This is a genomic window from Pseudomonas sp. M1, from assembly GCF_022760135.1.
In the GTDB taxonomy this organism is placed as follows: domain Bacteria; phylum Pseudomonadota; class Gammaproteobacteria; order Pseudomonadales; family Pseudomonadaceae; genus Pseudomonas; species Pseudomonas citronellolis.
Window position 1 is genome coordinate 1,593,598 of record NZ_CP094343.1, and the last position, 23,267, is coordinate 1,616,864.

Consider the following 23,267-nt stretch of genomic DNA (forward strand, 5'->3'; position numbering starts at 1 on the left):
CGGCCAGGTTGCAGTCATGGACAAGACCAAGCAGGTGGCCGCGGTGCCACGTCACGTGGCCATCATCATGGACGGCAACAACCGCTGGGCGAAGAAGCGCCTGCTGCCCGGCGTTGCCGGGCACAAGGCCGGCGTCAGCGCGGTGCGTGCGGTGGTCAAGACCTGCGCCGAGGCCGGTGTCGAGGTCCTGACGCTGTTCGCCTTCTCCAGCGAGAACTGGCAGCGCCCGGTCGACGAGGTCGGTGCGCTCATGGAGCTGTTCCTCATGGCCCTGCGCCGCGAGGTGCGCAAGCTCGACGAGAACGGCATCCGCCTGCGCATCATCGGTGATCGCAGCCGCTTCCACGCGGAGCTGCAGGCCGCAATGCGCGAGGCGGAGAACCTCACCGCCGGCAACAAGGGGCTGCTGCTGCAGGTGGCGGCCAACTACGGCGGCCAGTGGGACATCACCCAGGCCGCCCAGCGCCTGGCCCGCGAAGTGCAGGCCGGGCACCTGGCGCCGGACGACATCACCCCCGAGCTGATCCAGGGTTGCCTGACCACCGGCGACCAGCCCTTGCCGGACCTGTGCATCCGCACCGGCGGCGAGCACCGCATCAGCAACTTCCTGTTGTGGCAGCTGGCCTACGCCGAGCTGTACTTCTCCGATCTCTACTGGCCGGACTTCAAGAGCGCGGCGATGCGCGAAGCGCTGGCCGACTATGCCACCCGCCAGCGTCGCTTCGGCAAGACCAGCGAGCAGGTGCAGGCCGAGGCCCCCCCGTCATGCTGAAACAACGGATCATCACGGCGCTGGTGCTGCTGCCCATAGCGCTGGGTGGTTTCTTCCTCCTCGATGGCCTCGCCTTCGCGCTGTTCATCGGCCTGGTGGTGACCCTCGGCGCCTGGGAATGGGCGCGCCTGGCCGGCTACAACGAGCAGCCGGCCCGCGTCGGCTATGCCGGCGGGGTCGCGCTGCTGATGCTGCTGCTGTACTGGCTGCCGCAGCTGGCCGGGGCCGTGCTGCTGCTGGCGGTGCTCTGGTGGCTGCTGGCTACCGTGATGGTGCTCACCTACCCGGACAGCGCCTCCAGCTGGGGCGGCCGCTGGCGCCGCCTGCTGATCGGCCTGCTGATCCTGCTGCCGGCCTGGCAGGGGTTGGTGGTGCTCAAACAGTGGCCGCTGGCCAACTGGCTGATCGTCGCGGTCATGGTGCTGGTCTGGGCCGCCGACATCGGCGCCTATTTCTCCGGCAAGGCCTTCGGCAAGCGCAAGCTGGCGCCGCGGGTCAGCCCCGGCAAGAGCTGGGAAGGCTTCTACGGCGGCCTGGCGCTGAGCCTGGCGATCACCTTCGCGGTGGCCATCTACCGTGACTGGTCGGTGCGCGAACTGCTGATGGCGCTGCCCTGCGCGGCCGTGGTGGTGGCGCTGTCGGTGGTCGGCGACCTGACCGAGAGCATGTTCAAGCGCGAGTCGGGCCTGAAGGACAGCAGCAACCTGCTGCCGGGCCACGGCGGCGTCCTCGACCGCATCGACAGCCTGACCGCGGCCATCCCGGTCTTCACCGTGCTGCTCTGGGCCACCGGCTGGGGCACGCCATGAGCGCGCCGCAGCAGGTCTGCGTGCTGGGGGCCACCGGCTCCATCGGCCTGAGCACCCTGGACGTCCTCGCGCGGCATCCGCAGCGCTACAGCGTCTTCGCCATCACCGGGCATTCCCGTCTCGCCGAGCTGGAGGCCCTGTGTTTGGCCCACCGGCCGCGTTTCGCGGTGGTCGCCAGCGACGAGCAGGCCCGCCATCTGCGGGGCGCCCTGCAGGCCGAAGGCCTGGCCACTCGCGTACTGGTGGGCGAGCCGGGGTTGTGCGAGGTCGCCGGCCATCCCGAAGTGGACGTGGTCATGGCCGCCATCGTCGGTGCCGCCGGCCTCAAGCCGACCCTGGCGGCGGTGCAGGCCGGCAAGCGCGTGCTGCTGGCCAACAAGGAGGCGCTGGTGATGTCCGGCGCCCTGTTCATGCACGAAGTGCAGGCCCACGGCGCGGTGCTGCTGCCGATCGACAGCGAGCACAATGCCATCTTCCAGTGCATGCCTGGCGACTACGCCCGGGGCCTGGGCCAGGTCGGCGTGCGACGCATCCTGCTGACCGCCTCCGGCGGCCCGTTCCGCGAGACGCCGCTGGATCAACTGTCGGAAGTTTCCCCGGAGCAGGCCTGTGCCCACCCCAACTGGTCCATGGGGCGGAAGATTTCCGTCGACTCGGCGAGCATGATGAACAAGGGCCTGGAGCTGATCGAGGCCTGCTGGCTGTTCGATGCCCCGCCGTCGAAGGTGGAGGTGGTGATCCACCCGCAGAGCGTGATCCATTCCCTGGTCGACTACGTGGATGGCTCGGTGCTCGCCCAGTTGGGCAACCCCGACATGCGCACACCCATCGCCCACGCCCTGGCCTGGCCCGAGCGCATCGACTCCGGGGTGTCGCCGCTGGACCTGTTCGGCATCGCCCGCCTGGACTTCCAGGCCCCCGACGAACAGCGCTTCCCCTGCCTGCGCCTGGCGCGCCAGGCGGCCGAGGCGGGCGGCAGCGCGCCGGCGATGCTCAATGCCGCCAACGAGGTGGCGGTGGCCGCATTCCTCGAACGGCGCATCCGTTTCACCGAGATCGCGGTTATCATCGACGAGGTGCTGAACCGCGAGGCTGCCACGCCGGTCGAAAGCCTCGACGTGGTGCTGGAGGCCGACCGCCGTGCGCGCGAGGCCGCGCAGGCCTGGTTGCATGGGCGTGGTCGCTAGGCCCTGAGCCCTGGAGGTAGAGATGAGCGCACTTTACATGGTCGTCGGGCTGATCATCGCCCTTGGCGTCCTGGTGACATTCCACGAGTTCGGTCACTTCTGGGTGGCGCGCCGCTGTGGGGTCAGGGTGCTGCGCTTCTCGGTGGGCTTCGGCACGCCCCTGGTGCGCTGGCACGATCGCCACGGCACCGAATTCGTGGTGGCCGCCATTCCCCTGGGCGGCTACGTGAAGATGCTCGACGAGCGCGAGGGCGAGGTGCCCCTCGACCAGCTCGACCAGGCCTTCAACCGCAAGACGGTATTCCAGCGCATCGCCATAGTCGCGGCGGGCCCCGTGGCCAACTTCCTGCTGGCCATCCTGTTCTTCTGGATCCTCGCCATGCTGGGCACCCAGCAGGTGCGCCCGGTCATCGGCTCCATCGTGCCCGACAGCCCGGCGGCGCTGGGCGGCCTGGCCGCCGGCCAGGAAGTGCTGGCGGTGGATGGCGAGCCGGTGGACGGCTGGGCGGCGGTCAACCTGCGCCTGGTGCGGCGCCTGGGCGAGACCGGCGAGCTGAGCGTCAGCGTGCGCGAGCCGGGCTCCTCGGCGCAGAGCCTGCACCAGTTGCCGATCAAGGCCTGGCTGAAGAGCGCGGACAACCCCGATCCCATCGGCGGCCTGGGCATCCAGCCGTGGCGCCCGGCCATGCCGCCGGTGATCGCCGAACTGGACCCGCAGGGCCCCGGCAAGGCCGCGGGCCTGGCCATCGGCGACCGGCTGCTGCGAGTGGACGGCCAGGCGGTGGACGACTGGCAGCAGGTGGTCGACAAGGTACGCGCCCGTCCGGAGCAGTCCGTGAGCATCGCCCTGCTGCGCAACGGCCAGGAGCGCGAGCTGACCCTGAAACTGGCGGCGAAAGGCGAGGGCAAGGCCCGTGCCGGTTACCTGGGGGCCGGTGTGGCCGGTGGCCAGTGGCCGGCGGAAATGCTCCGCGAGGTCAGCTTCGGTCCGGTCGCCGCAGTGGACGAAGCGCTCTCCCGAACCTGGTCGATGAGTCTGCTAACCCTGGATTCTCTAAAGAAAATGGTGCTGGGCCAGCTCTCGGTAAAAAACTTGAGCGGGCCGATAACCATTGCTAAAGTGGCGGGCGCTTCGGCCCAGTCCGGCGTAGGGGATTTTCTGCATTTCCTCGCCTATCTGAGCATAAGTTTGGGGGTTCTCAACCTGTTGCCGATACCCGTCCTCGATGGCGGGCATCTGTTGTTCTACCTGGTCGAGTGGGTGCGTGGCCGCCCATTGTCAGAGCGGGTCCAGGCTTGGGGGATGCAGATCGGCATCAGCCTGGTCGTTGGGGTCATGTTGCTGGCCCTGGTCAACGATCTGAGTCGACTGTAGCTGCCATTGGGTTTCGGATCTGCCGCCTCACGCGGCAGATTCTTTATTTGTCAGTTGGAAAAAAAGGACTCCATGAAACGCTTTCTGTTACCCGCGGCTCTTTCCGCGTTGATGATCGCCCAGGTTCACGCAGAGTCCTTCACAGTTTCCGACATCCGCGTCAACGGCCTGCAGCGCGTATCCGCGGGTAGCGTGTTCGCCGCCCTGCCGCTGAACGTCGGTGACCAGATCGATGACCGCCGTCTGGTCGAGGCGACCCGCTCGCTGTTCAAGACCGGCTTCTTCCAGGATATCCACCTCGGCCGCGATGGCAACGTACTGGTCATCGACGTGGTCGAGCGCCCGTCCATCTCCAGCATCGAGATCGAAGGCAACAAGGCCATCAGCACCGAGGACCTGATGAAGGGCCTCAAGCAATCCGGCCTGGCCGAAGGCGAAATCTTCCAGCGCGCCACCCTCGAAGGCGTGCGCAACGAGCTGCAGCGCCAGTACGTGGCCCAGGGCCGCTACTCGGCCAACATCGAGACCCAGGTCACTCCGCAGCCGCGCAACCGCGTGGCGCTGAAGATCACCGTCAACGAAGGCACGGTTGCAGCCATCGCCCACGTCAACGTGGTCGGCAACACCGTGTTCTCCGACGAGGACCTGACCGGCCTGTTCGAGCTGAAGGAAAGCAACTGGCTGTCCTTCTTCAAGAACGACGACAAGTATTCCCGCGAGAAGCTCTCCGGCGACCTGGAGCGCCTGCGCTCCTACTACCTGGACCGCGGCTACATCCACATGGACATCGCTTCCACCCAGGTGTCCATCACCCCGGACAAGAAGCACGTCTACATCACCGTCAACATCAACGAGGGTGAGAAGTACAAGGTCCGCGACGTGAAGCTGACCGGCGACCTCAAGGTGCCGGAAGAGGAAATCAAGAAGCTGATGCTGGTCGAGCCGGGCCAGGTGTTCTCGCGCAAGGTGATGACCTCCACCTCCGACCTGATCACCCGCCGCCTGGGCAACGAGGGTTACACCTTCGCCAACGTCAACGGCGTGCCCGAGGCCCATGACGACGACAAGACCGTGTCCATCACCTACGTGGTCGACCCGGGCAAGCGCGCCTACGTCAACCGCATCAACTTCCGCGGCAACACCAAGACCGAAGACCAGGTGCTGCGCCGCGAGATGCGCCAGATGGAAGGCGGCTGGGCCAGCACCTACCTGATCGACCAGTCCAAGCAGCGCCTGGAGCGCCTGGGCTACTTCAAGACGGTCAACGTCGAGACCCCGGCGGTGCCCGGCACCGACGACCAGGTGGACGTCAACTACAGCGTGGAAGAGCAGCCCTCCGGCTCCATCACCGCCAGCATCGGCTTCGCCCAGGATGCGGGCCTGATCCTCGGCGGCTCGATCAGCCAGAACAACTTCCTGGGTACCGGCAACAAGGTCAGCATCGGCCTGACCAAGTCCGACTACCAGACCCGCTACAACTTCGGCTTCGTCGACCCCTACTGGACCGTCGACGGCGTGAGCCTGGGCTACAACGCCTTCTACCGCAAGACCGACTACGACAAGCTCGACGTCGACGTCTCCGACTACTCGGTGAACAGCCTCGGCGCCGGCGTCAGCATCGGCTACCCGATCAGCGAGACCTCGCGCCTGACCTACGGCCTGACCGTGCAGCGCGACACCATCGACACCGGCGCCTACACCGTCGACGAGATCTTCGACTTCCTCGAGAAGGAAGGCGACAACTTCACCAACTTCAAGGCCTCCATCGGCTGGTCCGAGTCCACCCTGAACAAGGGCGTGCTGGCCACCCGCGGCCACTCGCAAAGCCTGGTGCTGGAATCGACCATCCCCGGCAGCGACCTGTCGTTCTACAAGCTGGACTACCGCGGCCAGATCTTCGCGCCGCTGTCCGACACCTACACCATGCGCTTTCACACCGAGCTGGGCTACGGCGACGGCTACGGCTCCACCGAGCGCCTGCCGTTCTACGAGAACTACTACGCCGGCGGCTTCAACTCGGTGCGCGGCTTCAAGGACAGCTCCCTCGGCCCGCGCAGTACGCCGAGCCGTGTCGTTGACCCGGCCACTGGCGCCGTGGTATCCGGGCCCGATGGCAAGGGCCGCTACACCGACCCGGACCAGGACCCGCAGGCCTTCGGTGGTAACGTGATGATCACCGGCGGCGCCGAACTGCTGTTCCCGCTGCCCTTCGTCAAGGACCAGAGCCAGCTGCGTACCGTGCTGTTCTGGGACGTGGGCAACGTGTTCGACTCGGACTGCCCGCTGTCCACCACCCAGGGTTGCGACGGTATCAAGCTGAACGACATGGCCATGTCCGTGGGGGTGGGCCTGACCTGGATCACCGCGCTCGGCCCGCTGAGCTTCAGCCTCGGTACCCCGATCAAGAAGCCGGACAACGCGGAAACCCAGATCTTCCAGTTCTCCCTGGGGCAGACCTTCTGATTCGCCATCTTGTTGTATAGACAACCTAGCTTTGTGCAGGAGTGCAATGTGCGTAAGTTGACCCAGTTCGTCCTGATCACCGCCGCCCTGATGGCGAGCCCCGCGTTCGCCGACATGAAGATCGCGGTGCTCAACTACCAGATGGCGCTCCTCGAGTCCGATGCGGCCAAGCAGTACGCCGTCGATGCCGAGAAGAAATTCGGCCCGCAGCTGAGCAAGCTGCGCGCCCTGGAAAGCGACGCCAAGGCCCTGCAGGACAAGCTGGTCAATGGCGGCAGCAAGCTGTCCAAGTCCGAGCGCGACAAGGCCGAGGACGACTTCAAGCAGAAGGCCCGCGACTTCCAGTTCCAGTCCAAGGAGCTGAACGAAGCCAAGGCCTCCGCCGACCGCGAAATGCTCAAGAAGCTCAAGCCGAAGCTGGACCAGGCCGTCGAGGAAACCATCAAGAAGGGCGGCTACGACCTGGTGGTCGAGCGCGGCGCGGTGGTCGACGTCAAACCCCAGTACGACATCACCCGCCAGGTCATCGAGCGGATGAACCAGCTGCGCTGATGATGAGCCCGCGGTCCCATACCCTCGCCGAACTGGCCGCTCAGCTCCAGGCGGAGCTGCGTGGCGACCCGGCCGTGGTCATCCACGGCCTGGCTACCCTGCAGGATGCCGGCCCGGAGCAACTGAGCTTCCTGGCCAACCCGCAGTACCGCAAGTTCCTGGCCGACAGCCGGGCCGGCGCGGTGCTGCTCACCGCCGCCGACGCCGAAGGCTTCACCGGCAACGCGCTGGTGGTGCCAGACCCCTACCTGGCCTACGCCGGGCTGTCGCACCAGTTCGATCCCAAGCCCAGGGCGCCTGCCGGCATCCATCCCACCGCGGTGGTCGATGCCAGCGCCAGCGTCGATCCCTCGGCCAGCATCGGCCCCTACGTGGTGATCGAGGCCGGCGCGCAGATCGGCGCCGGCGTCACCCTCGGCGCCCACTGCTTCGTCGGCGCGCGCAGCGTGATCGGCGAGGGCGGTTGGCTGGCCCCGCGCGTGACCCTCTACCACGACGTGCGCATCGGCAAGCGCGTGGTCATCCAGTCCGGCGCGGTGCTCGGCGGCGAAGGCTTCGGCTTCGCCAAGCAGCAGGGCGCCTGGCAGAAGATCGCGCAGATCGGCGGCGTCACCATCGGCGACGACGTCGAGATCGGCGCCAACACCACCATCGACCGTGGTGCGCTGTCCGATACCCTGGTTGGCAACGGCGTCAAGCTGGACAACCAGATCATGATCGCGCACAACGTGCAGATCGGCGATCACACCGCCATGGCCGGCTGCTGCGGGATTTCCGGCAGCGCCAAGATCGGCAGGCATTGCATGCTCGCCGGCGGCGTCGGCCTGGTCGGACACATCGAGATCTGCGACAACGTCTTCGTCACCGGCATGACCATGGTCACCCGCTCGATCACCGAGCCGGGCGCCTACTCATCCGGCACGGCCATGCAGCCCGCCGCTGAATGGAAGAAGAGCGCTGCCCGTATTCGCCAGTTGGACGACATGGCCCGTCGTCTGCAACAGCTGGAAAAGCGCCTGGCCGCCGTGACCCCGAGCGGAGACACTCCATCTGATGCGTGAGTCACGCATTTTTTGGCGTTTCCCTTTTCTGAACAGGCTCCCCTGAACATGATGGACATCAACGAGATTCGCGAATACCTGCCTCATCGCTACCCCTTCCTGCTGGTGGACCGGGTGGTAGAGCTGGACATCGAAGGCAAGCGCATTCGCGCCTACAAGAATGTCAGCATCAACGAGCCGTTCTTCAATGGCCACTTCCCGCAGCACCCGATCATGCCCGGCGTGCTGATCATCGAGGCCATGGCCCAGGCGGCCGGCATCCTCGGCTTCAAGATGCTCGACGTGAAGCCGGCCGACGGCACCCTGTACTACTTCGTCGGCTCCGACAAGCTGCGCTTCCGCCAGCCGGTGCTGCCGGGCGACCAGTTGAACCTGCATGCCCAGTTCATCAGCGTGAAGCGCGGCATCTGGAAGTTCGACTGCCACGCCACCGTCGATGACAAGCCGGTGTGCTCGGCCGAAATCATCTGTGCGGAACGCAAACTATGAGTTTGATCGATCCTCGCGCCATCATCGATCCGCGGGCAAAGCTGGCCGACGACGTAGAGGTGGGCCCCTGGTCCATCGTCGGGCCGGATGTGGAAATCGGCGAAGGTACGGTGATCGGTCCGCACGTGGTGCTCAAGGGCCCCACGAAGATCGGCAGACACAACCGGATTTTCCAGTTCTCCAGCGTCGGCGAGGACACTCCCGACCTGAAGTACAAGGGCGAGCCGACTCGCCTGGTGATCGGCGACCACAACGTGATCCGCGAGGGTGTGACCATCCACCGCGGCACCATCCAGGACCGCTCGGAAACCACCATCGGCGACCACAACCTGTTCATGGCCTACGTCCACGTCGGCCATGACAGCGTGATCGGCAACCACTGCATCCTGGTCAACAACACCGCCCTGGCCGGCCACGTGCACGTGGACGACTGGGCGATCCTCTCCGGCTACACCCTGGTGCACCAGTTCTGCCGCATCGGCGCCCACAGCTTCTCCGGCATGGGCACCGCCATCGGCAAGGACGTACCGGCCTACGTGACCGTCTTCGGCAACCCCGCCGAGGCGCGCAGCATGAACTTCGAGGGCATGCGCCGCCGTGGCTTCAGCGCCGAGGCCATCCACGCCCTGCGCCGGGCCTACAAGGTGGTGTACCGCCAGGGCCTGACAGTGGAAGAGGCGCTCGCCGAGCTGGCCGAATCCGCCGCGCAGTTCCCGGAAGTCGCGGTGTTCTGCGACTCCATCCAGAGCGCCACCCGCGGCATCACCCGCTGACCATGGCTGCGGGCACCGGCAAGCTGCGCGTCGCCCTGGTGGCGGGCGAGGCCTCGGGGGACATCCTTGGCGCCGGCCTGATGCAGGCGCTGCGCGAACGCCACCCCGAGGTCGAGTTCATCGGCGTGGGCGGTGCGCGCATGCAGGCCCAGGGCCTGGTTTCCGAATTCCCCATGGAGCGCCTGGCGGTCATGGGCCTGGTCGAGGTCCTCGGCCGCCTGCGCGAGCTGCTGCGCCGGCGCAAGGACCTGGTCCGCAACCTGATACTCGCGCGCCCCGACGTCTTCATCGGCATCGACGCGCCGGACTTCAACCTCGGGCTGGAGCTGCAACTGCGCCGCGCCGGCATCCGCACCGTGCACTACGTCAGCCCCTCGGTCTGGGCCTGGCGGCAGAAGCGCGTGCTGAAGATCAAGCAGGCCTGCGACCTGATGCTGGCGCTGTTCCCCTTCGAGGCGAAGTTCTACGAAGAGCACGGCGTGCCGGTGCGCTTCGTCGGCCATCCGCTGGCCAACACCATCCCCCTGGAAGCCGACCGCGCCGCCGCGCGCGCGCAGCTCGGCCTGCCGGCCGGCGCCCAGGTGGTGGCGCTGCTGCCGGGCAGCCGCGGCGGCGAGGTGGGCAAGCTCGGCGCGCTGTTCCTGGATACCGCCGAACGCCTGCTGCAGCAGCGCCCGGGCCTGCGCTTCGTGCTGCCCTGCGCCAGCCCCGAGCGGCGCGCACAGCTGGAGCAGATGCTGCAGGGCCGCCAGTTGCCGCTGCAACTGCTCGACGGCCAGTCCCACGAGGCCCTGGCCGCCTGTGACGCGGTGCTGATCGCCTCCGGCACCGCCACCCTCGAAGCGCTGCTGTACAAGCGGCCGATGGTCGTGGCCTACAAGGTCGCGCCGCTGACCTATGCCATCCTCAAGCGCCTGGTGAAGAGCCCCTACATCTCGCTGCCGAACCTGCTCGCCGGGCGCCTGCTGGCCCCCGAGCTGATCCAGGACGCGGCGACCCCCGAGGCCCTGGCGCAACACCTGTTGCCGCTGCTGGACGACGGCAGCGCGCAGACCGAATCCTTCGACGCCATCCACCGCGCGCTGCGCCAGGATGCGTCCGCGCAGGCCGCCGAGGCGGTGCTCGCCCTGGTGGAGAAACGCTGATGCAGATGGGCCTGGATTTCGACCTGGTCGAGGAACTGGTGGCCGGGGTCGACGAGGTGGGCCGTGGCCCGCTCTGCGGCCCGGTGGTCACCGCCGCGGTGATCCTCGACCCGGCGCGGCCGATCATCGGCCTGAACGACTCGAAGAAGCTCAGCGAGGCGCGCCGCGAGGTGCTGTTCGACGAGATCCGCGAGAAGGCCCTGGCCTGGTTCATCGCCCGCGCCGAGGTCGAGGAGATCGACCAGCTGAACATCCTCCACGCCACCATGCTGGCCATGCAGCGCGCGGTGGAGGGCCTGAGCGTCACCCCGAAACTGGCGCTGATCGACGGCAACCGCTGCCCGAAACTCAGGGTGCCGGCGGCCCCGGTGGTGCAGGGCGATGCCAAGGTGCCGGCCATCGCCGCCGCCTCCATCCTGGCCAAGGTCTCCCGCGACCGCGAGATGCAGGAAATGGAAGCCCTCTACCCGGGCTACGGCATCGGCGGGCATAAGGGCTACCCGACCCCGGTGCACCTGGAAGCCCTCAAGCGCCTGGGGCCGACGCCCATCCACCGGCGCTCCTTCGCCCCGGTGCGCGCGCTGCTGGAAAGCCCGTCCGGCATCCTCTGAGCGCTGCGTAGTAGCGGTTGCCTGAGAGCCTGTTTAGGGCATGTTTATGGGGGCCTAAAGAAACATCTTGCAAGCTCCAGGGAAATACCTGGCATTTCACCAGTGGCAACCACGGTAGATTGGCTCTCTTCCTCGTGAGCCTAGGATGCCTGCCGTGCCCAGCCAATCCGACCTGCGCTTCACTTTCTTCGTGGGCGAAACCGAATTCGAGGTCATCGAGTTCACTCTCGACGAGGGCCTCAGCGAGAGCTACCAACTGGCGCTGGAGCTGGCCAGCCGCGACCCGGCCATCGACTTCGCCAAGGTCCTCGACGCCCCCGCCCACTTCATCCTCTGGCACGGCGAGCAACCGGTACGCCATGTCCATGGCCAGGTCAGCCGCTTCGAGCAAGGCACCACCGGCTTCCGCCGCACCCGCTACCGCGCCCTGGTCGAACCGCCCCTGGCACGGCTCGAGCTGTGCGCCGACTGGCGCATCTTCCAGCAAAAAACCGTGCCGGAAATTCTGAACCTGCTGCTCGCCGAGCACGGTATCGCCCCCTACCAACAGAACCTCACCGAAGACCACCTCACCCGCGAGTACTGCGTCCAGGCCGGCGACACCGACCTGGACTTCCTCCTGCGCCTGGCCGCCGAGGAAGGTCTCTTCCACCGCTTCGAGCACCGCCCCGACGGCTGCACCCTGATTCACGGCGACCGCCTCTATATCCAGGGCGCCATCGCCGGCGGCCCGGTACCCTACAACCCCACGCCCGGCGGCGACCGGCCCGAACCGGCCCTGCGCACCTTCACCTACGCCGAGCAGGTGCGCACCACCCGCCAGACCCAGCGCGACTACACCTTCAAATACCCGCAGCACGATCAGCAGCACAGCGCCGTAGCCGAACGTCCACGCGCGGCCGAGCAGGACTACGAGCACTACGCCTATCCCGGCCGCTACAAGCAGGGAGAAAGTGGCGAAGCCTTCTCCCGCGACCGCCTGCGTGGCCTGCGGGGTGACGCGCAGACCGCCACGGTCGAAGGCGACGACCCGCGCCTGGTCCCCGGCCTGGCCTTCGACCTCATCGGCCATCCCCGCCAGGACTGGAACCATGGCTGGCGCCCGGTGCACATCCGCCATGAGGGCCGCCAGCACACCAGCCAGGCCGAAGAGAGCGCCGGGGCGCAGAGCGGCACCCACTACCAGTACACCGCCCAACTGGTGCCCGACCGCATCGAATGGCGGCCCGCGCCGCGGCCCCGCCCGCTCATCCCGGGCCCGCAGGTGGCCACCGTCGTCGGCCCCGAGGGCGAAGAGTTCCACGTCGATGAATTCGGCGCGTGCGCGTGCAGTTCCCCTGGGACCGCGAAGGCGCGCACAACGAACACAGCTCCTGCTGGATTCGTCCGCTGCACGGCTGGGCCGGCAGCGGCTGGGGGCAAATCACCCTGCCGCGCATCGGCCAGGAGGTCATCGTCGACTTCTTCGATGGCGACCCGGACCAACCCGTGGTCACGGGCCGCAGCTACCGGGTGGGCAACCGCCCGCCCTACGAACTGCCCAGGCACCAGGTGCTCAGCACCCTCAAGAGCAAGGAACACAAGGGCCAGCGCGCCAGCGAACTGCGCCTGGACGACACCACCGGCGAAATCAGCGCCGCGCTGATGAACGACCATGGCCAAAGCCATCTCCACCTGGGTTACCTCACCCACCCGCGGCCCGACGGCGGCCAGCCGCGCGGCGAAGGCTTCGAGCTGCGCACCGACCTGCACGGCGCCTTGCGCGCGGCGCAGGGGATGCTGCTCAGCACCGAGGCACAAGCCAACGCCAACGGCGGCCTGCTTGACCGCGCCCAACTGGTCAGCACCCTGGAGGCGGCGCTGGAGCTGGCCAGCACCCTGGGCGACTACGCCGGTGAACACCAGGGCCTGGCCCACCAGGCCAAGCCGCAAGAAAACCTGACCGAGGCCGTGCGCGCCATGGGCCATGGCGCCAACGACCAGGCCGATGGCGGCGGCAATGGCAGTGAACCGGTCATCGCCCTCTCCGCCCCGGCCGGCATCGCCCTGGCCAGCCCACGCAGCATCGCCTTGGGCGCCGGAGAACACCTCGATGCCGCCGCCCAGCAACACCTGCAACTGACTGCCGGCGAACAGATGCTGCTCAACGCCGGCAATGGTCTGGGCACCTTCGCCCAGAGCGGCGACATGCGCCACATCGCTCACCAGGGCCAGTTGCTCCTGCAGGCGCAGCACAACAGCGTTCGTCTGGAGGCCGACCAAAGCGTGGAGATCAGCGCCAGCAATGAGCACATCCAAATTTCGGCCAAGGAGCATCTGACCCTGTTGTGTGGCGGCGCCTACCTGAAACTGCAGGGCGGCAATATCGAACTGGGCATGCCCGGCAACTTCACCGCCAAGGCGGAGGACCACCAGTTTCTTGCGCCCAGCAGCGCCTCGGCGGCCTTCAACACCTGGGATCGAGCCCCGTTCGATGAGCGTATCCAACTCATGCGCAATGGCCGTTCCTTGCCGAATTATCGCTATGAAATTGTGCGGACCGACGGCACTCGCATTCCTGGTGTGACCGACAGCGAAGGCTGGGCTGATCTTCAGCGTGGCCTTGGCACCGAAGGTTATGAAATCCAGGTGCTGGGGCCGGCTTGAGGTCGGGCGACCATTGATTGTCAGAGAGGAATTTCAGTCATGACCGACACCCCCCGTCCCGTGCCGGTGGAAATCGGCCCGGATGGTCGGACAAGGGCCAGAGTCACCATGACGCCCTCGTCCAATACCCAGCGCGTGTCGATAGAGGTACCGCCGGACCAGGCAATTCCCATCGTGTTCGTACCGGGCATCATGGGCAGCCCGCTGCTGGCAACGGGGGAGAATGCCCAGGTCATGGGCGAGGATAATCGTTGGGCTTGGTTTCCCGATGATGCGCTTGGTTGGGTCGCAGGCATGACTCGGTGGAAAAGCTATAGCCGTTTAACTCCGGCCGAACGTAAACGACTCTTGTCGCCTGCGGATACCCGGGCGCTCTCCACTCCCGAAGATGCCGATCGCGAAACCGTCGCCAAGCACTGCTCCACACTGTATGTCGAGGAAGCCCTGCAACGCGGCTGGGGTTCGGTGATGCTCGGTTCCTATGGCGCTATCCTCAACTTCCTCGAAGCACAACTGCGCTACATCCTTACGCCCCAGGGCCAGCCCTACCCGGGCATCCAGGGGGCCATGCCCCGTGAGCCCGCCGACTGGGGCGAACTCAAGGGCTATGTCCCTCTGGACCCGGAACGCCTGCGCCAGGCGGCGGAATTCCGTTACCCGGTCTACGCGGTGGGCTACAACTGGCTGAACTCCAATGCCGATGCCGCCGACTACCTGGCCGAGCGCATCCGCGCCATTCTCGAACGCTGCCAGCGCGATACCTTCGTCAAATGCCAGCACGGGGTGATCCTGGTTACCCATTCCATGGGCGGGCTGGTGGCGCGTCTGTGCGCCAAGCGTTATCCGCAACTGATTCAAGGCGTGGTGCATGGCGTGCAGCCGGCGACGGGAGCGGCCACGGCCTACCGGCGGGTGCGCGCCGGCTGGGAAGACCTGGCGGGCGCCATCGGGCTGGGCGGCACCGGGCGCAAGATCATGCCGGTATTCGCCAATGCCGCCGGCCCACTGGAACTACTGCCCAGCCAGCGCTATGGCTCGGGTTGGCTGCGGGTTACCTGCAACGGCAAGGAGTTGCTGCAGTTGCCCAGGTCCAGTCCGGACGGCATCGATCCCTATACGCAGATTTACCTGGAGCCGGATGCATGGTGGCGCTTGATGGATCCGGCCTGGATTGATCCGGTCGATACCGAGGCTCCCAGCAATGTAGCTGCTCCATCCCTGACTGCTGCTTGGATGGCCTATAGAAAACAACTGAATCGTGCAAAGAGCTTCCATGCAGATCTGGGCGACTACTACCATCCTCATAGCTATGTGCATTACGGCGCAGATGAGGACTACCCGTCTTTCCGCTGCGTCACCTGGGACTTGAAAGGCAGCTTCATCGCTTATCAGCTACCGGGGCAAAGCGGAACGCGCGCGACGCTCGCCGGCTCAGAGCACGCCGCCAACCTGCGGCTGGTCGATGACAACCACGAGGGACGGGTTCGCCTGGTCAATGACCAGAGCGAGCAGCAGTGGATCAATCAACATGGCGTCGGGGTGGTCCACGATACCCGTGGCGACAGCTACATCGCCGAGTTGCAAGGCCAGGATCAAGGCGGCGACGGCACCGTACCGGCGCACTCGGCCGAGGACGCGGAAAAACGGGCGGTATTCGCCGCGCGCATGCACGGCTACGAACATCAGGGTTCCTACGCCGATGCCCGGGTCCAGCGTCTAACGCTCTACTGCGTCTTGAGCATTGGCGCCCAGGCCAGGGAGCTCTCCCCGACATGACCCGCAAGCACATACTTCTGTCCCTGATCGCCACTGCCATGCTGCTCGGTGCCTGCGCCTACGGCTGGCGCCAGTGGCGTCTGGCCCATCCTGACCGGAGCCATGAGATGACCGCATTGACCCAGAACATGCGCACCCACTGTGTGGGCCGCCTGCTGATCGACCTGCCCGAGGGCAGTACCTGGAAGCCTGACGCGAGTGGCGCAACTATAGGCGGCATTAAACTTGCCGTCGAAACGGATATAAGACAAGAGCGGTTCAAGGAGCGGGTGGAAAAGCGCTGGAGGGAAGTCGAAGCAATAAAACTCGATAACTATAGGAAAAGATATGTCCGCCCATCTGAACGACATGACCCAACTGCCAATGCCGCAGTGTTTCTTTATGAGTTTGAATATATAGATGGTCCGAACCTGCAGGGAGTATGGAGCAAGGATCTGTTTTACCAAGTTGAGGGCTACTACTGGGCTGATGGCACCCTGTTCAAACTGGGCCCCGCGCTCAATGGCCAGGAAAAAATCGCCGCGTTGTTACCCCGCCTATATGCGCGCAAGGCAGATGAGATTCCCTTTTCGCCAGGGCTATGCCTGAACGGTGGATTCGTGAGGGGGTACTACGACCTTGGCGAAAGCGAGGAGGTCAGTTGGGGGTTTTCTCTTCCCCGGATGCTTGGCCTGGTTATCCGCCACACGGCTGTTCGAAGCCCTATGCAACCTCTCCTTGAACGTAACCGTGAGGCCGAGCGGGAAATGGCTGCGTTTGTCGCCCGAATACTGGCGCAGTCAAATGTCGTCGCCGGTAACACGGTCTATCGACAGGCTGCACGTTCCGAAGGAGCCATGGATGGGCAGGAATACGCCATGGGGGGCACACAAGAGGAAAATCCTGCTTCATTCAAAACCAATGTAGCCGCTGAGTGGGCGTTCCCCGGCGCAGGGCTACCCTCGCCGCAACCCAGCGTAGCCGTGAGTATGGGCAGCACATTCCGTACATCATCCAAGCCCTTATCACTAGGGGCATTTCCGGAAGCGCAAGACACCCCAGATGGCCCCACCGAAGCCGAGTTCTTCGAGGTCTGGGATGCCGTGGTGGCCAGCGTGCGCTTCCGCCCCGGCGCACTGACGCCGCCGCCGCTCAAGCCCGACCCGGCGCCGCCGATCTCCCGTGAACAGGCCGAAGTGGACCAGCGAGCGCTGGACGACTTCATCGCCAGCCGGCCAGGTGTTTCAGGTAAGCCATCGGAGTAAGGGAAGTCATTAACCTGTCGGCTACGCCTTCGTCGCTCGGGCAATGCCTCCTGACGGAAGACGCTGCTATCGTCGGCTTCTGCGGGTCTGCTCTGGCTCGCGGCACAATGAACGAAGTCCAAGATCGCGAAGTGCAGTGGCGATCTGAAGCCTGTAGCTTTGCGGAGCGGGCCGGTACAATCGGCCGCTTATCGTTTCCGCGTTGCATAGGACCACCATGACCGCCTCCTTCGTCCACCTGCGTCTGCACTCCGAGTACTCCCTGGTCGACGGCCTGGTCAGGGTCAAACCGTTGTGCAAGGCAGTGGCCGGCGCCGGCATGCCGGCGGTGGCGATCACCGACCAGAGCAACATGTGCTCGCTGGTGAAGTTCTACAAGACCGCCATGGGCGCCGGCATCAAGCCGATCTGCGGCGCCGACATCTGGCTGGCCAGCCGCGACGAGGACGGCCCGCTCAGCCGCCTGAGCCTGCTGGTGATGAACGCCAAGGGCTACCGCAACCTCACCGAGCTGATCTCCCGCGGCTGGCAGGAAGGCCAGCGCAACGGCGAGATCATCATCGAGCGCGACTGGGTGAAAGAGGCCGCCGAAGGCCTGATCGCGCTGTCCGCGGCCAAGGAAGGGGAGATCGGCCATGCCCTGCTCGACGGCGAGGACGCGCTGGCCGACTCGCTGCTGGCCGAGTGGATGGAAGTCTTCCCCGACCGTTTCTACCTGGAAGTGCAGCGCACCGCGCGGGTCAACGACGAGGAACACCTGCACGCCGCCGTGGCGCTGGCCGAGCGCAGCGGCGCGCCCCTGGTGGCCACCAATGACGTGCGCTTCATCAAGCAGGAAGACTTCGAGGCCCACGAGACCCGCGTGTGCATCGGCGAAGGCCGCGCCCTGGACGACCCGCGCCGCTCGCGCAACTACTCCGACCAGCAGTACCTGAAATCGCCGGCGGAAATGGCCGAGCTGTTCAGCGACCTGCCCGAGGCCCTGGAAAACACCGTCGAGATCGCCAAGCGCTGCAACATCGAAGTGCAGCTGGGCAAGTACTTCCTGCCCAACTTCCCGATTCCCATCGAAGGCATGGACATCAACGACTACCTGCGCCATGTCTCCTACGAAGGGCTGGAGGAGCGCCTGGCGGTGCTGCTGCCCAAGGACACGCCGAACTACGAGGAAAAGCGCCAGGTCTACGTCGACCGCCTGGAGTTCGAGCTGGGCACCATCATCCAGATGGGCTTCCCCGGCTACTTCCTGATCGTGATGGACTTCATCAAGTGGGCCAAGAACAACGGCGTGCCGGTGGGGCCGGGCCGGGGTTCGGGTGCCGGCTCGCTGGTTGCCTACGTGCTGAAGATCACCGACCTCGACCCGCTGGCCTACGACCTGCTGTTCGAACGCTTCCTCAACCCCGAACGTATCTCCATGCCCGACTTCGACGTGGACTTCTGCATGGAAGGCCGCGACCGGGTGATCGACTACGTGGCCGACGCCTACGGGCGCAACGCAGTGAGCCAGATCATCACCTTCGGCTCCATGGCCGCCAAGGCGGTGGTGCGCGACGTGGCGCGGGTGCAGGGCAAGTCCTACGGCCTGGCCGACAAGCTGTCGAAGATGATCCCCTTCGAAGTCGGCATGACCCTGGACAAGGCCTTCGAACAGGAGGAAATGCTCCGCGACTTCCTCAAGTCCGACGAGGAAGCCCAGGAAATCTGGGACATGGCCCTGAAGCTGGAAGGCGTCACCCGCGGCACCGGCAAGCACGCCGGCGGCGTGGTGATCGCGCCGACCAAGCTCACCGACTTCTCGCCCATCGCCTGCGACGAAGAGGGCGGCGGCCTGGTGACCCAGTTCGACAAGGACGACGTGGAAGCCGCCGGCCTGGTGAAGTTCGACTTCCTCGGCCTGCGCACCCTGACCATCATCAAGTGGGCGATGGAGATCATCCATCGCATCCAGCGCAAGGCCGGCGACGAGAACCTGGTCGACATCGACCGCATCCCGCTGGACGACAAAAAGACCTACGACCTGCTGCAGAAGGCCGAGACCACCGCGGTGTTCCAGCTGGAATCGCGCGGCATGAAGGAGCTGATCAAGAAGCTCAAGCCGGACTGTCTGGAAGACCTCATCGCACTGGTGGCGCTGTTCCGCCCCGGCCCGCTGCAGTCGGGCATGGTGGACGACTTCATCAACCGTAAGCACGGCCGCGAGGAAATCTCCTACCCGCACCCGGACTACCAGTATGCGGGCCTGGAGCCGGTGCTCAAGCCCACCTACGGCATCATCCTGTACCAGGAACAGGTGATGCAGATCGCCCAGGTGATGGCCGGCTACACCCTCGGCGGCGCGGACATGCTGCGCCGCGCCATGGGCAAGAAGAAGCCCGAGGAGATGGCCAAGCAGCGCGGCGGCTTCATCGAAGGCTGCGCCAACAACGGCATCGACAAGGACCTGGCGGGCAACATCTTCGACCTGGTGGAAAAGTTCGCCGGCTACGGCTTCAACAAGTCGCACTCGGCCGCCTACGGCCTGGTGTCCTACCAGACCGCCTGGCTGAAGACGCACTGGGCCGCGCCCTTCATGGCCGCGGTACTCACCGCGGATATGCAGAACACCGACAAGGTGGTGACGCTGATCGAAGAATGCCGGCACATGAAGCTGCGCATCGTCGCCCCGGACGTGAACAACTCCGAATTCCGCTTCACCGTCGACGACGACAACCAGATTGTCTACGGCCTGGGCGCGATCAAGGGCGTCGGCGAAGGCCCGGTGGAAGCCATCACCGAATGCCGCGCCGAGGGCGGGCCGTTCAAGGACCTGTTCGATTTCTGCGACCGCATCGACCTCAAGCGCATCAACAAGCGCACCCTCGATGCGCTGATCCGCGCCGGCGCGCTGGACCGCCTGGGCCCGTATTTCCACGAAGAGCCCAAGGCCTACCTGGCCGATATCGACCGCAACCGCGCGGTGCTGCTGGCGTCCATGGAGGAAGCCATCAAGGCCGCCGAGCAGACCTCGCGCAGCCATGACAGCGGCCACATGGACCTGTTCGGCGGGCTGTTCGCCGAGCCGGAAGCCGACGTTTACGCCAACCACCGCAAGGCCAAGGAGCTGACCCTCAAGGAACGCCTGAAAGGCGAGAAGGACACCCTCGGCCTGTACCTCACCGGCCACCCGATCGACGAGTACGAAGGCGAGGTGCGCCGCTTCGCCCGCCAGCGCATCGTCGAACTGAAGCCGGCGCGCGACACCCAGACCGTGGCTGGGCTGATCGTCAACCTGCGGGTGATGAAGAACAAGCGCGGCGACAAGATGGGCTTCGTCACCCTCGACGACCGCTCCGGGCGCATCGAGGCCTCGCTGTTCGCCGAGGCCTTCGCCGCCAACCAGGGCCTGCTGCAGACCGACGCCATGGTGGTGATCGAGGGCGAGGTCAGCCAGGACGACTTCTCCGGCGGCCTGCGCCTGCGCGCCAAGCGCGTGATGGGCCTGGAGGAAGCGCGCACCGCGCTGGCCGAGAGCCTGCGGCTGAAGGTCGCCGCGGATGCGCTCAAGGGCGACCGCCTGCGCTGGCTGGCCGAGCTGTGCGGCCGCCACCGCGGTAACTGCCCGGTCACCGTCGACTACAGTTCCAGCGACGCCCGCGCCCTGCTGCAGTTCGGCGACGACTGGCGCATCGACCCGGCCGATGCGCTGATTCAGGCATTGCGTGACCAGTTCGGACGCGACAACGTCTTCCTCAACTACCGCTAGCGTGGCCGGTGGCCGAACGCCGCCCGCCCGCCAGTCTCGACCCTGGGCGCCCGATACCGTAAGGTAGGGCGCCATACGGACCAGGCCCTGCCGCCATTCAGCACGACGGATAGCCCATGAACCCGAACTTCCTCGATTTCGAACAGCCGATCGCCGACATGCAAGCCAAGATCGAAGAGCTGCGTCTGGTCGGCAACGACAACTCCATCAACATCAGCGATGAAATCGCCCGCCTGGAAGACAAGAGCCGCGCGCTGACCGAGAACATCTTCGGCAACCTGAGCAGCTGGCAGATCGCCCAGCTCGCGCGCCACCCGCGCCGGCCCTACACCCTGGACTACATCGAGCACATCTTCACCGAGTTCGAAGAACTGCACGGCGACCGCCACTTCGCCGACGACGCCGCCATCGTCGGCGGCGTCGCCCGCCTGGACGAGCAGCCGGTGATGGTCATCGGCCACCAGAAGGGCCGCGAAGTGCGCGAGAAGGTGCGCCGCAACTTCGGCATGCCGCGTCCGGAAGGCTACCGCAAGGCCTGCCGCCTGATGGAAATGGCCGAACGCTTCAAGATGCCGATCCTGACCTTCATCGACACCCCCGGCGCCTACCCGGGCATCGACGCCGAAGAGCGCGGCCAGAGCGAGGCCATCGCCTGGAACCTGCGCGTGATGGCGCGCCTGAAGACGCCGATCATCGCCACCGTCATCGGCGAGGGCGGCTCCGGCGGCGCCCTGGCCATCGGCGTCTGCGACAACCTGAACATGCTGCAGTACTCCACCTACGCGGTGATCTCCCCGGAAGGCTGCGCCTCGATCCTCTGGCGCACCGCCGAAAAGGCCCCGGAAGCCGCCGAAGCCATGGGCATCACCGCGGCGCGCCTGAAGGACCTGGGCATCGTCGACACCGTGATTCCCGAACCGCTGGGCAGTGCCCACCGCGACCCGGCCGCTGCCGCGGAAAGCATCCGCAACGCGCTCAAGTCGCAACTGGCCATGCTCAAGGGCCTGAGCACCCAGGAACTGCTGGCGCGTCGCTACGAGCGGCTGATGAGCTACGGGATCGCTTGAGGGGGGGGAGGCTATAGGCTGGAAGCTGGAAGCTGGAAGCTGAAGGCAAGAGCGAAAAGCCCGCCTCCCTCACGCTCTTCGGCTTCCAGCTTCCAGCTTCCAGCTTCCAGCTCCCAGCTCCCAGCCCCCTCTATGCCCCTACCATCCCGCCTGCTCTCCGCCCTGGCCCCCTGGCGTCAGGCCCCGGCGTGGCGGGTAGGCTTCTCCGGTGGGTTGGATTCCTCCGTGCTGTTGCACCTGCTGGCGCAACTGGCCAGGACCGAATCCCTGCCGCCTCTGTCCGCCATCCATGTCCACCACGGCCTGCAGGCCGCGGCCGATGCCTGGCCGGCGCACTGCGAGGCGTTCTGCCGCGAGCTGGGCGTCCCTCTGCTGGTCGAACGGGTGACGGTATCGACGGGCGCGAGCCTGGAGCAGGCCGCGCGCCGCGCACGCTACGAGGCTTTTGCGAAACACCTGAAAACGGGCGACTGCCTGCTGGCCGCCCAGCACCGCGACGACCAGGCCGAGACCCTGCTGTTCCGCCTGCTGCGCGGCGCCGGCGTGCGTGGCCTGGCCGGCATTCCCGCAGCCCGGCCGCTGGGGCGTGGCATGCTGCTGCGGCCCTTGCTGGACGTCTCCCGCGCCGAACTCGAAGCCTACGCCCGCGAGCATGGCCTGCGCTGGATCGAAGACCCGTCCAACACCGACACCGCCTTCGCCCGCAACTACCTGCGCCAGCGCGTGCTGCCGCTGCTCGCCGAGCGCTGGCCGCGGGCTGTGGATAACATCGCCCGCAGTGCCGCGCACCTGGCCGAGGCCGAGGCGCTGCTGGCCGAACTGGCGCAGCAGGACCTGGCAGCGGCACTGCCCGGCAACGACTTCGACTGGCTGCACGTACCCTCGCTGGCCTTGGCTCCGCTGCTGGCGCTTGGCGAAAGCCGCCAACGCAACGCTCTGCGCCACTGGCTGGCGCCCTTCACGCCGATGCCGGACAGCGCCCATTGGGCCGGCTGGCAGGCCCTCCGCGATGCCGCCGGAGATGCCGCGCCGGTCTGGCGCCTGGGCGGCGGCGAGCTGCAGCGCAGCGGCGGGCGGCTCTGGTGGCTGTCGGGCGCCTGGCTGCAGGCGCCGGCGTGCGAGCTGCCCTGGGACGACCCGTCGCAGCCCCTGGCGCTGCCCGGCAATGGCCTTCTGCACCTGGAAGGTGCACCGCCCGTCGGGCCGCTGCGGGTGACCTGCCGGCGCGGCGGCGAGCAGCTGGAACTGGCCCTGCGCGGCCATCGCGACCTCAAGCGGCTGCTCAACGAAAGCGCCGTGCCGGCCTTCGTTCGGCCGCGGCTGCCGCTGCTCTGGCGCGGCGGGCAACTGCTCGGCGTGGCCAACCTGCCGACGCTGCGCCAGGCCGGCGAGACGGGCTGGCGCCTGCGCTGGACAGCCCCGACGAATGACCCGGGTTTGAGCTGAAAGGGCCTTTCCGGTAGACTACGCTCCCGTCTTATACCGCTCCCGTCGATTCCCACGGAATCGGCGGGAGTTCGCTATTGAGCGCGGCATGCGCCGCGGTTTGGGC

General features: G+C 66.4%; 16 protein-coding genes and 1 pseudogene. All 17 read left to right on the forward strand.

Annotated elements, in window-relative coordinates; all coding sequences use genetic code 11:
• Positions 1-16: 16 nt before the first annotated feature.
• The 17 genes and pseudogenes from PM1_RS07105 to tilS all read left to right on the forward strand — a co-directional run bounded on the left by PM1_RS07105 (position 17) and on the right by tilS (position 23,161).
• Complete coding sequence (locus PM1_RS07105; protein WP_009616639.1) at positions 17-772, forward strand: isoprenyl transferase; 756 nt, start codon at positions 17-19, stop codon at positions 770-772.
• Positions 766-1,581: a phosphatidate cytidylyltransferase gene (locus tag PM1_RS07110; protein ID WP_009616641.1), complete on the forward strand. Its 816-nt coding sequence runs from the start codon at positions 766-768 to the stop codon at positions 1,579-1,581. The genes PM1_RS07105 and PM1_RS07110 overlap by 7 nt, the downstream gene beginning before the upstream one ends.
• Entirely contained in the window at positions 1,578-2,768 is a 1,191-nt protein-coding gene (gene ispC, locus PM1_RS07115) for a 1-deoxy-D-xylulose-5-phosphate reductoisomerase (protein ID WP_009616643.1), read from the forward strand. Before PM1_RS07110 ends, ispC begins: the two co-directional genes overlap by 4 nt.
• A 22-nt stretch (positions 2,769-2,790) precedes the next feature.
• Positions 2,791-4,143, forward strand: coding sequence for an RIP metalloprotease RseP (gene rseP / locus PM1_RS07120; protein ID WP_009616649.1), 1,353 nt, complete (start codon positions 2,791-2,793; stop codon positions 4,141-4,143).
• Between the two features lie 72 nt (positions 4,144-4,215).
• Positions 4,216-6,606: an outer membrane protein assembly factor BamA gene (gene bamA, locus PM1_RS07125; protein ID WP_009616650.1), complete on the forward strand. Its 2,391-nt coding sequence runs from the start codon at positions 4,216-4,218 to the stop codon at positions 6,604-6,606.
• A gap of 48 nt (positions 6,607-6,654) precedes the next feature.
• Positions 6,655-7,158 (forward strand): OmpH family outer membrane protein, encoded by a 504-nt coding sequence (locus PM1_RS07130; RefSeq protein ID WP_009616651.1) that lies wholly within the window; start codon positions 6,655-6,657, stop codon positions 7,156-7,158.
• The gene (gene lpxD / locus PM1_RS07135) at positions 7,158-8,219 is read left to right on the forward strand and encodes a UDP-3-O-(3-hydroxymyristoyl)glucosamine N-acyltransferase (RefSeq protein ID WP_009616652.1); all 1,062 of its coding nucleotides are present in this window, start codon (positions 7,158-7,160) and stop codon (positions 8,217-8,219) included. Before PM1_RS07130 ends, lpxD begins: the two co-directional genes overlap by 1 nt.
• Positions 8,220-8,267: 48 nt before the next feature.
• On the forward strand, positions 8,268-8,708 hold the full coding sequence (gene fabZ, locus PM1_RS07140; RefSeq protein ID WP_009616653.1) for a 3-hydroxyacyl-ACP dehydratase FabZ: 441 nt from the start codon (positions 8,268-8,270) through the stop codon (positions 8,706-8,708).
• Positions 8,705-9,481 (forward strand): acyl-ACP--UDP-N-acetylglucosamine O-acyltransferase, encoded by a 777-nt coding sequence (lpxA, locus tag PM1_RS07145; protein ID WP_009616654.1) that lies wholly within the window; start codon positions 8,705-8,707, stop codon positions 9,479-9,481. Before fabZ ends, lpxA begins: the two co-directional genes overlap by 4 nt.
• A 2-nt stretch (positions 9,482-9,483) precedes the next feature.
• Positions 9,484-10,626, forward strand: coding sequence for a lipid-A-disaccharide synthase (gene lpxB, locus PM1_RS07150; protein ID WP_009616656.1), 1,143 nt, complete (start codon positions 9,484-9,486; stop codon positions 10,624-10,626).
• Entirely contained in the window at positions 10,626-11,237 is a 612-nt protein-coding gene (gene rnhB, locus PM1_RS07155) for a ribonuclease HII (RefSeq protein WP_009616658.1), read from the forward strand. Before lpxB ends, rnhB begins: the two co-directional genes overlap by 1 nt.
• Positions 11,238-11,382: 145 nt before the next feature.
• A pseudogene (locus PM1_RS07160) lies at positions 11,383-13,883 on the forward strand (type VI secretion system Vgr family protein).
• A 39-nt stretch (positions 13,884-13,922) separates the two neighbouring features.
• Positions 13,923-15,659 (forward strand): esterase/lipase family protein, encoded by a 1,737-nt coding sequence (locus PM1_RS07165; RefSeq protein WP_009616664.1) that lies wholly within the window; start codon positions 13,923-13,925, stop codon positions 15,657-15,659.
• Positions 15,656-16,903: a T6SS immunity protein Tli4 family protein gene (locus PM1_RS07170; RefSeq protein WP_024128517.1), complete on the forward strand. Its 1,248-nt coding sequence runs from the start codon at positions 15,656-15,658 to the stop codon at positions 16,901-16,903. Before PM1_RS07165 ends, PM1_RS07170 begins: the two co-directional genes overlap by 4 nt.
• A gap of 217 nt (positions 16,904-17,120) precedes the next feature.
• Positions 17,121-20,648: a DNA polymerase III subunit alpha gene (gene dnaE / locus PM1_RS07175; RefSeq protein WP_009616667.1), complete on the forward strand. Its 3,528-nt coding sequence runs from the start codon at positions 17,121-17,123 to the stop codon at positions 20,646-20,648.
• Positions 20,649-20,764: 116 nt separating this feature from the next.
• Positions 20,765-21,715 carry an acetyl-CoA carboxylase carboxyl transferase subunit alpha gene (gene accA, locus PM1_RS07180; protein WP_009616669.1) on the forward strand — a complete coding sequence of 317 codons (951 nt, stop codon included), beginning with the start codon at positions 20,765-20,767 and terminating at the stop codon, positions 21,713-21,715.
• Between the two features lie 132 nt (positions 21,716-21,847).
• A complete protein-coding gene (tilS, locus tag PM1_RS07185) occupies positions 21,848-23,161 on the forward strand; it encodes a tRNA lysidine(34) synthetase TilS (RefSeq protein WP_009616670.1) in 1,314 nt (437 codons plus the stop codon).
• Positions 23,162-23,267 lie beyond the last annotated feature (106 nt).

What these genes read in the sequence shown, in the direction of transcription:
- dnaE (WP_009616667.1), top strand. Translation starts at nt 17,121, where the DNA reads ATGACCGCCTCCTTCGTCCACCTGCGTCTGCACTCCGAGTACTCCCTG.
- fabZ (WP_009616653.1), top strand. Translation starts at nt 8,268, where the DNA reads ATGATGGACATCAACGAGATTCGCGAATACCTGCCTCATCGCTACCCC.
- bamA (WP_009616650.1), top strand. Translation starts at nt 4,216, where the DNA reads ATGAAACGCTTTCTGTTACCCGCGGCTCTTTCCGCGTTGATGATCGCC.
- tilS (WP_009616670.1), top strand. Translation starts at nt 21,848, where the DNA reads ATGCCCCTACCATCCCGCCTGCTCTCCGCCCTGGCCCCCTGGCGTCAG.
- accA (WP_009616669.1), top strand. Translation starts at nt 20,765, where the DNA reads ATGAACCCGAACTTCCTCGATTTCGAACAGCCGATCGCCGACATGCAA.
- lpxD (WP_009616652.1), top strand. Translation starts at nt 7,158, where the DNA reads ATGATGAGCCCGCGGTCCCATACCCTCGCCGAACTGGCCGCTCAGCTC.
- rseP (WP_009616649.1), top strand. Translation starts at nt 2,791, where the DNA reads ATGAGCGCACTTTACATGGTCGTCGGGCTGATCATCGCCCTTGGCGTC.
- PM1_RS07110 (WP_009616641.1), top strand. Translation starts at nt 766, where the DNA reads ATGCTGAAACAACGGATCATCACGGCGCTGGTGCTGCTGCCCATAGCG.
- PM1_RS07165 (WP_009616664.1), top strand. Translation starts at nt 13,923, where the DNA reads ATGACCGACACCCCCCGTCCCGTGCCGGTGGAAATCGGCCCGGATGGT.
- lpxB (WP_009616656.1), top strand. Translation starts at nt 9,484, where the DNA reads ATGGCTGCGGGCACCGGCAAGCTGCGCGTCGCCCTGGTGGCGGGCGAG.
- rnhB (WP_009616658.1), top strand. Translation starts at nt 10,626, where the DNA reads ATGCAGATGGGCCTGGATTTCGACCTGGTCGAGGAACTGGTGGCCGGG.
- ispC (WP_009616643.1), top strand. Translation starts at nt 1,578, where the DNA reads ATGAGCGCGCCGCAGCAGGTCTGCGTGCTGGGGGCCACCGGCTCCATC.
- PM1_RS07170 (WP_024128517.1), top strand. Translation starts at nt 15,656, where the DNA reads ATGACCCGCAAGCACATACTTCTGTCCCTGATCGCCACTGCCATGCTG.
- lpxA (WP_009616654.1), top strand. Translation starts at nt 8,705, where the DNA reads ATGAGTTTGATCGATCCTCGCGCCATCATCGATCCGCGGGCAAAGCTG.
- PM1_RS07105 (WP_009616639.1), top strand. Translation starts at nt 17, where the DNA reads ATGGACAAGACCAAGCAGGTGGCCGCGGTGCCACGTCACGTGGCCATC.